10 protein-coding genes are annotated in these 9882 nt (G+C 28.2%); 7 read left to right on the forward strand and 3 right to left on the reverse strand.

Translation table 11 applies throughout. From position 1 onward, the window contains the following. Positions 1-4: 4 nt before the first annotated feature. Together lon and ACH5BF_RS08725 are read right to left on the reverse strand one after the other, a co-directional pair. Positions 5-2422 carry an endopeptidase La gene (gene lon / locus ACH5BF_RS08720; RefSeq protein ID WP_423273822.1) on the reverse strand — a complete coding sequence of 806 codons (2418 nt, stop codon included), beginning with the start codon at positions 2420-2422 and terminating at the stop codon, positions 5-7. Between the two features lie 23 nt (positions 2423-2445). Next, positions 2446-3105, reverse strand: coding sequence for an outer membrane protein assembly factor BamD (locus tag ACH5BF_RS08725; protein ID WP_423273823.1), 660 nt, complete (start codon positions 3103-3105; stop codon positions 2446-2448). A 92-nt stretch (positions 3106-3197) separates the two neighbouring features. Between ACH5BF_RS08725 and ACH5BF_RS08730 the strand changes: the two genes are divergently transcribed. From ACH5BF_RS08730 to ACH5BF_RS08745, 4 genes are read left to right on the forward strand one after another with little or no spacing between them, the layout of a single operon-like run. After that, a complete protein-coding gene (locus tag ACH5BF_RS08730) occupies positions 3198-3962 on the forward strand; it encodes a pyrroline-5-carboxylate reductase (RefSeq protein WP_423273824.1) in 765 nt (254 codons plus the stop codon). After that, positions 3949-4233 (forward strand): hypothetical protein, encoded by a 285-nt coding sequence (locus ACH5BF_RS08735; protein WP_423273825.1) that lies wholly within the window; start codon positions 3949-3951, stop codon positions 4231-4233. Before ACH5BF_RS08730 ends, ACH5BF_RS08735 begins: the two co-directional genes overlap by 14 nt. Then, positions 4199-4564 (forward strand): hypothetical protein, encoded by a 366-nt coding sequence (locus tag ACH5BF_RS08740; protein WP_423273826.1) that lies wholly within the window; start codon positions 4199-4201, stop codon positions 4562-4564. Before ACH5BF_RS08735 ends, ACH5BF_RS08740 begins: the two co-directional genes overlap by 35 nt. After that, positions 4561-4896: a hypothetical protein gene (locus ACH5BF_RS08745; protein WP_423273827.1), complete on the forward strand. Its 336-nt coding sequence runs from the start codon at positions 4561-4563 to the stop codon at positions 4894-4896. The genes ACH5BF_RS08740 and ACH5BF_RS08745 overlap by 4 nt, the downstream gene beginning before the upstream one ends. Here ACH5BF_RS08745 and rdgB read toward each other — a convergent pair. After that, on the reverse strand, positions 4893-5492 hold the full coding sequence (rdgB, locus tag ACH5BF_RS08750; protein ID WP_423273828.1) for an RdgB/HAM1 family non-canonical purine NTP pyrophosphatase: 600 nt from the start codon (positions 5490-5492) through the stop codon (positions 4893-4895). The genes ACH5BF_RS08745 and rdgB overlap by 4 nt on opposite strands. A 76-nt stretch (positions 5493-5568) precedes the next feature. Here rdgB and ACH5BF_RS08755 point away from each other — a divergent pair, with 76 nt between their 5' ends. From ACH5BF_RS08755 to ACH5BF_RS08765, 3 genes are read left to right on the forward strand one after another with little or no spacing between them, the layout of a single operon-like run. Beyond that, positions 5569-6879: an MFS transporter gene (locus ACH5BF_RS08755; protein ID WP_423273829.1), complete on the forward strand. Its 1311-nt coding sequence runs from the start codon at positions 5569-5571 to the stop codon at positions 6877-6879. A gap of 47 nt (positions 6880-6926) precedes the next feature. After that, positions 6927-7571: a transglutaminase-like cysteine peptidase gene (locus ACH5BF_RS08760; protein ID WP_423273830.1), complete on the forward strand. Its 645-nt coding sequence runs from the start codon at positions 6927-6929 to the stop codon at positions 7569-7571. A 13-nt stretch (positions 7572-7584) separates the two neighbouring features. After that, complete coding sequence (locus ACH5BF_RS08765; protein WP_423273831.1) at positions 7585-9807, forward strand: bifunctional diguanylate cyclase/phosphodiesterase; 2223 nt, start codon at positions 7585-7587, stop codon at positions 9805-9807. Positions 9808-9882: the final 75 nt, after the last annotated feature.

Raw genomic sequence — 9882 nt, forward strand, 5'->3', positions numbered from 1 at the left:
AACTCTATATTAAAGCCTCTTTTAATACATCTTCAATAGTATTAACAGCTTTAATTTCCATTGCATTTTTAACCTCAGCAGGGATATCATCTAAATCTCTTTCATAATTCTTTTTAGGAATTAAAGCTTTAGTCATCTTAGCTTTATAAGCAGCAATAAGTTTCTCTTTTAATCCACCAATTGGTAAAACTTTACCAGAAAGTGTAAGTTCACCAGTCATTGCAACATCAGATTTAATCTCTCTATTACTTAAAATAGAAGCAATAGTTAATGCCATTGTAATACCAGCACTTGGACCATCTTTTGGAGTTGCTCCTTCTGGAATATGTAAGTGAATGTCATATCTTTTGTAAACTTCACTAGGATCAACTTTTAAATTTTCTTCTTTCTCTTTAAAAGTTTTAGGAATAATCTCATCTTCAATTTTTAAGATTCCATTATCAATAAGAACCTTTACAACAGAGTATGAAATTCTTGAAGACTCTTTCATAACTTCACCTAAGTTACCAGTTACAGATAAAATACCTTTCCCTTTTAACTTAATAGCTTCAGTTTTTAATACATCTCCACCCACAGCTGTCCATGCTAATCCATTTGCAATACCAACTGCATTTTTCTTATCAGCTGGGTCTATTTCAAAAATAGGATTATCTAAATATGACTTTAAGTTTTTAGTAGAGATTGATACTTTTGTAGTTTTCTCATCACTTAAAATCTTTTTAGCAGCTTTTCTAAATAACTTAGAGAATACTCTTCTTAGATTTCTAACCCCTGCTTCTCTTGTGTATTTAGAAATAATTGCTTCAATTGTTGGTTTAGATAAAGAGATTTCACTCTTATTTAATCCATGTTTTCCTAACTCTTGTGGAATTAGATAATCTTTTGCAATATGATATTTTTCATTCGGAGTATAAGAAGAGATTTCAATAAACTCCATTCTATCTCTTAATGCAGCAGGAATTCTTCTAGCGTCATTTGCTGTTGATACAAAAATAATCTGAGATAAATCAATTGCAAAGTTTAAATATAAATCTCTAAACTCATGGTTTTGCTCAGGGTCTAAAACTTCTAGCATTACAGCTGTTGGGTCACCTCTGTGATTAGCACCAAGCTTATCAATTTCATCTAAAACCATTACAGGATTCATTTTCTTTGCATCAATTAATCCTTTTACTAGTCTACCTGGCATTGCTCCAACATATGTTCTTCTGTGTCCTCTTAACTCATTTACATCTTCCATTCCACCTAAAGCAACTCTTACAAGTGGTCTTTGAAGTGCTTGAGAAATAGAGTTTGCAAGTGAAGTTTTACCAACACCTGGAGGTCCTACAAAACATAATACAGTACCTTTAGACTTTAAGTCTTCAACTTTTCTTTGCTCTAAAAGTTGCTTAACTGCAAAATACTCTAAGATTCTCTCTTTTGGTTTTTCTAAAGAGTAGTGATCTTTATTTAACTGTTTTTCAACATTATCAACTGAAATCTTTTCATCAGAATATTGTCCAAATGGAATATCTAATACTTGCTCAATATAAGTTTGTAAAAGTGATGCATCAGGAGAGTCTTGGTGCATTCTACTTAACTTATCAATCTGCTTTTTAGTCTCTTTATATCCATCTTTAGGCATAAAAGGTTTGATTTTCTTAAGTCTTTTTTTGTATGACTTAATCTCTTCATCTTTTTTATTATCAGTTCCAAGCTCTTTTTGAATAGCTTTAATTTGCTCTTTTAAGAAGTAATCTTTATGAGTTTTCTCTATTTTAGAGTTTACTTTTTGAGTAATTTCTTTTTGAATTTTAAACGACTCAATCTCTTTTTTAATAACTTCAATAATATCAAGTAATCTTTGTTCTACATCAGTTTGAGAAAAAAGTTTATAAGCATCATCTTTTTTTACTTTTAAAACAGAAGATATTAAATCTGCAATTCTTGTAGCATCATCATTCTCTTCAATAGTTTTGATTAAATCAGCTGGAAACTTAGAGTTTAATCTTGAAAGTTTTTTCACATGATCTATTAAAACAGAGATTTCTGATTTAACACTTTCTTCATTAAACTCTTGGTTTTCTAAGATATTTACTTCACATCTAATAGGATTTGAAGCATCAAAATCTGTAATTTTACCTTTTGCTAAACCTTGGAAAAGTACTTTTATTTTTCCATCAGGTAAAGCAACTTTTCTCATAATGTTACCAATTACACCAACATCATAAAAAGAATCTTCTGCTCTTTTTCCTTCTTTACCATGCTTTGAAACAGCTACAATAACTAATTTATTCTCTTCAATTGCTTGTTCTACTGCACTTATATTCTCATCACTATTTAAGAAAAGTGGAGCAATCATAAAAGGGTATAAAAAAATCTCATCTTCAATTATCAGTGGCAGTCTTTGCGGAAATTCATCATAATTATCTAATTCCATGTATTTACTCCTAAATCCTTATATTATTCAAAAATTGATCTATAAAATGGTACTTCTACAGGTTCTATTTCTTTTGGTTCAATCCAAGACTCTTTTACTCTATTTGAGTAAATTTCAGCTGCTTTATCTTTTCCTTTTTTCTTGTAAAGATTAGCAATCTCTTCATCTAAAAGTGCTTTTGCCATATATAATCTTGCATTCATAGTGTCAACAAGTGGCATATATGGTGATGAACTATACTTTACTTTGTACTCTTTAATATCTTCTAATGTATCTTCAATTAGTTTTTGATCTCTCATTTGGTATGTGAAACCTAAGAAGTTAGCTTTAATTTTTAAGTATCTTGCATAATCAATATTTTTACTTAATGCAAACCTTTTAATATATTCATCTAAATAAAAGTTTGCTAATGCATACTCTTCTTCATCTATATGTGCATTTACTAAAATTAGCATTGCAGTAGGAATTAAAGGTGAATTTCTATGCTCACTCTCCAAAGAAGTATAAGTATCATCAGCTAAGTCAGTATCTCCCCTTGAAATCTGAGTTACCATTTTGTTGTACCAATATAGTGCTGGTTTATTATACTCTGTGCTTGTTTCGTTTTTTGAAGAACAAGCTGTAAAAATAAAAATTAAACTTGTTGCAAATAATAAACTTTTTAGTTTAAAGCTAGTTACCATATAAAATCCTTTCTTGTAAAGTTGATATTTTATCTAATACTAGCTTAGGAATTATCTGCTATAATAATAAAAATAATTAAAAAGGTATTAAAATGAAACTAACTTTAATAGGTAATGGAGTTATGGCTCAATCCCTAGCTAAGGGACTTATTAAAAATCATGAAGTAGAAATAATAGGAAGAGATGAATCTAAGCTAAAAGCTATTCAAAATAAAATTCCTGGAATTACTATCAAAGTTTTAGAAGATCAAGAAAATATTACAGGTAAAAATATCCTTTTTTGTGTAAAACCATATGCACTTCATAGTGTATCTGCAAGGCTTGAAGGAAAGGCAAATATGCTATTTTCTATTTTAGCTGGAACTACACTTGATACATTAAAAAAACAAATTGAAGCTAATCATTATATTAGAACTATGCCAAATGTAGCAGCATCGGTACAACACTCAACTACAACAATAACAGGAGATAATGAAGCTAAAACTACTGCTATTGAAATCTTCTCATCAATTGGAAAAGCTATTTGGGTAAATACTGAAAATCAATTAGATATTGCAACTGCTATTGCTGGTTCTGGACCTGCTTATTTAGCACTTGTTGCAGAAGCTTTAGCAGATGGAGGAGTTAAAGCTGGTCTTGAAAGACATACTTGTTATGAGTTAGTTCAAGGCCTAATGGAAGGTACAGCTAAACTTTTAAAATCAAACCACCCTGCAATTATCAAAGACTCTGTAATGTCACCAGGTGGAACAACAGCTGCTGGTGTTGCCGAACTAGAAGAAGGAGCCGTTAGAGACTCTATGATAAAAGCTGTAAATAAAGCATATGAAAAAGCTTGTGAACTTGGGAAAAAATAGTTTTACTATTTTAGAAACATTAATAAGCATTAGCTTACTTTTATTTGTAATAAGTGGGTTTTCAAACCTTACTTATTACGACTTCAAAAATGATAACTATCAAAAGTTAAATAATTTAGAAAATATTTTCACAACAAAAAATTATAAAAATTTAAATAAATCTTTCGAAACTATAAAAATCAAAGTTAATAACAGCAAAGAAATAGATTTAAATATAAAAAAATATGAGTACGAAGATGAAACAATCAAACTCTACAAATATGAAATCTAGTTTCTCACTACTAGAATTAATACTAGTTACTTTAATATCATCAATTGTTATTGTGTATAGTTTAGTTTTCATAAAAGAGCTTTACCACAACAATGAAATCATAGAAAAACAAGAGATTTCAAAAATCGACTTATTAGCAACAAAAGCTTTTTTAGAAAAAAAAGCAGATTTTTATAATCACATAAAGTATGAAAACAAAACTCTTTTTTATAAAGACTCAATACTTTTAGAAAATGTTACTAACTTTTCAATGAAAAAGAAAGATATGTTTATTTATATAAAACTAAACTTCCAAGATGAAGTCTTAATAGAATGGGTATTTAAAATATGAAAAAATCATATGTACTTCTATTAAGTGTGATATTAATCACCCTATTTTCTTATCTTAGTATAAAAATTGCTACAACTAAAGCATTGAAAAATGAAAATGAAATCAATCAATACCTGTATATTCAAGCAAAAAATCACAAAGAGTTTTTAAAGGAGTATATTTATAGTCTAAAAGATTTAGAAGAAATTGAACATTTAAATATCCAAAATGATTCTTTTGAAATTGAAGCTTTTATAAAAAAAGAAGAGAGTAAAAACTTTTTTATACAAATATATGTAAAGTCAAAATATTATGACATATCTATATATGAAAAGTTTTTAATCACTAATTAGATAATCACATCTAAAACTTTTTTAGCAAGTTTTAAAGCCTTGCTTCTATGAGAAAACTCTTTTTTAACTTCATGTGGCAGTTCACCTAAAGTTGTATCAAAACCTTTTGGAATAAATAATGGATCATACCCAAAACCTTCTGTTCCAATCTCTTCATCAATTACTTCCCCATGCATCCATCCATGAACAGTTTCAACTCTACCTTGATAAACAATTGCTATACACGCTGTATAATATGCAGGAGTTTTTTTAATACCTTTTTCTTTTAAACTAGAAATTAATTTAGCATTATTCTCTTTGTCACTAGCATTTTCACCAGCATATCTTGCAGAATAAATTCCAGGTTCATTATTTAAAGCTGGAACTGTAAGTCCTGAATCATCAGAAATTACTATATGATTTTTAAAACCTTTCTTTTCAAGCTCATCATAAATCACTTTTGCTTTTTTTATTGCATTACCTTTAAAAGTATCTTTGTCTTCTACAATCTCAATATCACCTAAAATATCTTTAAAAGCGATTACTTCATCATTTGGCATCAACTTACCAATCTCTTTGATTTTTCCTTTATTACCTGAAGCTAAAACTATTTTCACTACTTTTCCTTTGAACAAACTATTAAGTATTAATTATATATAATCACAAGAAATTATATTATGTTTAGGATTACAAATGATTAAATCGGTTTTACCACTTAGTTTAATTATAGCCCTAAGATTCTTAGGGCTATTTTTAGTTTTACCAGTAATATCTGTATACGCTATAAATTTAGAAGGAGCAACTACTACACTTGTAGGTATCGTTGTTGGTGGGTATGCACTAACACAAATGCTATTTCAAGTTCCATTTGGAATAATAAGTGACAAATTAGGAAGAAAAGGCACTATTATTATGGGTCTTATTCTTTTTGCAATAGGTTCATTAATTTGTGCGCTTTCATCTGATATTTACAGTTTAATGTTAGGAAGATTTTTACAAGGTGCTGGTGCTATTGGAGCAGTAGTTACTGCTATGATTAGTGACCTAGTAAAAGAAGAGCAAAGACCAAAAGCAATGGCTACAATGGGTATGTTTATTGGTATTTCTTTTGCAGTTTCAATGTTAGCAGGTCCAACAATTGGTGCTGCTTTAGGTGTTGAATCTTTATTTTATATTACTATGATTTTAGCATTAGGTTCTATTTTTGTTTTATTAAAAATGGTTCCAAACCCACCAAGTATTACTCATACTTATAACGGAAAAACAAAACTTAGTTCTGTTTTATTAAATGCAAATTTAGTAAAAATGAATATTACAAACTTTTTACAAAAAGGTTTAATGACTTTTGCTTTTATGATTATTCCAATGGTATTAATCAAATCATATGAATGGCAAATGTCTGACTTATGGCAAGTGTATTTACCAGCTATGATTTTTGGATTTTTAGCAATGGCACCTGCTGCTATTTTAGCTGAGAAAAAAGGTAAATTTAAAGAGATTCTTATCATTGGTATTGCTTTATTTGGTATTTCATATTTAGTAATTGGACTTAGTGGTTCAAGTGTAATATTTATTATTGGTGTAGTTTTATTCTTTATTGGATTTAACATGCACGAACCAATTATGCAATCATTAGCAACTAAATTTGCAAAAGTTCATCAAAGAGGTTTAGTTTTAGGTATTTTCAATTCATTTGGATACTTAGGTACATTCTTAGGTGGATTATTAGGTGGTATGTTCTTTGAAAATGCTTCATTAACTTCAATTGTAATTGCTATTGCTGTTGTTTGTGCATTATGGGCTGTTTTAATTATTACTATGCCAAATCCTATTAAGAAAAAATTTGTATACTTATCAATGGATGAGTATAATTTAGATAAAAAAGATAATTTAGAGCATGAAGGTATTGATGAGTGGTACTTAAACAATACAGAAAGAATTATTGCTATTAAATATAGTGATGAAAAAATTGATGAAGAATCAATAAAAGCTCTTTTAAAATAACTCTTTAAACATTTATACTATAAAATTAAAATAAAAAGGAGTGAGGTTTGAAAAAAGTTCTACTTTATAGTTTCATTTCTCTCTTCTTTTTACTTATTATAAATCTAACTGCAACCCAAACTCAATTTATTACAAACTCTGAAATCAATAAAGTAAAAGAGAAGTATGGAAATCGTGCTTATAAAAGAGTTGAACTTTGGGATAAAATGCTTCAAGAAAATCAAAATGAAAAAATCCTTTACAAACTTAAAAATGTAAATGATTTTTTTAATAAAATAAGATATAAAACTGACCCAGCACACTGGAGAAAAAAAGACTATTGGGCAACGCCTTTTGAGTTTATGGGTACGGGTGCAGGAGATTGTGAAGACTTTGCAATTGCTAAATATTTTAGTTTAAGAAAGCTTGGGGTTCCAGAAGAAAAGCTTAGAATTACATATGTAATTTATCAAAAAAGAAATAGCAAATATGACCAAGCACATATGGTTTTAACTTACTATCATAAACCAGATGCAACTCCTATTGTATTAGATAACATTGATAAAAAATTAAAACTTGCCTCAAAAAGAAATGATTTAAAACCAGTATATAGTTTTAATGCAAGTGGACTATGGCAAGCAAAAAACAAAGGATCTATTAAGATGGGAAAAAATAATCTGAAAGCTTGGAAAAGCTTAATGAGTAGAATTTAAAAAAGGAAAGAACATGTCTTTATCAAAACAGTTGTATATAATAATTGCCTTTATCTTCTTTATGATATTTTTTGGTAACTTTATAATAAGTGTAAACAATACAAAAGCTTATTTGGAATCAGAATCTATTACTAAAGCACAAGATACAGCAACTTCATTAGGGATGACTTTAAAACCTCTAATTCATGATAAAAATAGTGCTGAAATTAGATCAATAATCAATGCAATAGCAAATAGAGGGTTTTATAAAGAAATAAGACTTGAAGATGCTTCATTTTCTATAAATGAAACAGAACTTATTGAAGCAAGTGCTGATTTAGATTCTACTGATTGGAAAATCAAAACTATTACTTTAGATGAAGAGTTTGGAAAACTTGAACAAAGTTCATCTGACTTGGAAATCTCAAAAGAATTACATGAGTTAGAAAATGGTAATAATGATGAAGATTTAGGTTTTGCAATGGAAGAGAAAAAGTACTCTTTTATACCTTCTTCAAAATATAAAAATGGCGGGAACATAACATTTGATTTTACAGTTACAAATGACAAAGGACAATCTGTTGATACATTTGCAACTTTACAAATAAATAAAATCATCACTCAGGTTCAAAGAAAAGAGAAGTTTGATTATGTACCTACTTGGTTTATAAATTTAATTCCTATTAACCTAGAAGAAAAATATAGTGAGATTTCTGATGGCTGGAAAACTACTGCTATTATTTATGTAAGTGCAAATGCAGGTGAAGCATATGCTAAGCTATATGAGCAGTTTAAAGGTGCAATAATTTATGCCATTGCTGCTTTTGTAATCTCTATGTTCATCCTTTTTGTTTTTGTTCAATATCTGTTAAAACCACTTAAAAAGATTGAGAAACTTGCTAATAATATTGCTGTTGGTAAATTTGATACAATTAAAGAATTACCTTGGACAACTGAGATAAAAAATGTTGCCATTGCAATGAATGACATGTCTACAAAAATTGAAGCAATTATAAATAAATTAAATAAAAACCTTGAATCTATTACTAAAAAACTATCGAAAGATGAAATAACTTCTTTAGAGTTAAAACAGAGTTTTGAGACAGATATGAAAAACATGTTTATTCATAAAGATGATGGATATGTATTTATCATCAAAATCTTTGATTTAGGAAGTTTTGCAAAATCTCATACAAACAAAGAAGTAAATGACTTCATCAAAAAATTTGCTAAAGTTTTAAAAACAACAAAACTAGAAGATGAAAATTGTAGTTCAAAAGCTTATAGATTCTTTGGTTCTGAATTTGCGATGATAGGTAAAAACTTCACTTATGATGATGCAGTTTTATTTACAAAAAAACTAAAAGAGAATTTTGAGAAACTTTCACATGAATACAATAAAAAAGATATTGTTCACATAGGTGCAACACCTTTTAATCAAATTGGAACTACACCTGAAATGCTTCAAGCAGCTATGGAAGCTTATGAAAAAGCTACAATTATTGGTTCAAATGAAGCTCATATTAGAGATAAAAATGACTTATCAAGAGATATGGAGTCTTGGAGAGATTTAGTATTTGATATTATTGAAAACTCTAAATTCAATGTAAAATATATCTCTGATGCTAAAAAGCTAAACTCTAAAGATGATGAAATTTTAATGCAAGAAGCCTTTACAAGTGCAAAAGATAAAGACAATAATGACATTCCAATTGGAACATTTGTTTCTATTGCTGAGAGATATGAAAAAATTATGCAGTTTGATATGAAAGTAATTGAAAAAGTAATCAATCATATCATAATGAACAATATAAAACATGAAATCTCAATCAACTTATCACTTGAATCGATTAATAATACTGCATTTATTGCTTGGATTGAAAAAACACTTGCAAGTAATAAAACTATTGCTAGTCAATTAGTATTTTCAATTACAGCTTATGCTGCTGCAAAAGATGTAAATAAATTTAAATTCTTTGCTGATGAAATACATAAATGTAATGCAAAAATAATTATTAAAAGATTTGAAACTAAGTTTATTGCTTTAGATAATATCAAAGACTTTAATTTAGACTACATAAGACTTGCTAGAGACTATACAAACAACATCTGCAATGATGTATCAAAACAAAGCTTTGTTGAGGCAATTGCAGAGCTATCATCACTTTTAAATATTAAAGTATTTGCTGAAAATGTTAAAGAAGATGATGACCTAAAAATTATTAAAAAATTCAACTTATATGGAGCAAGTAGATAATAATCTACTTGCATTTTTAGATATGTTAATAATAGATTAATAAACCTGTATTATAATTCCTTTTTTATCATAAAA

This window comes from Arcobacter pernae (assembly GCF_049472135.1).
Lineage (GTDB): Bacteria > Campylobacterota > Campylobacteria > Campylobacterales > Arcobacteraceae > Arcobacter_B.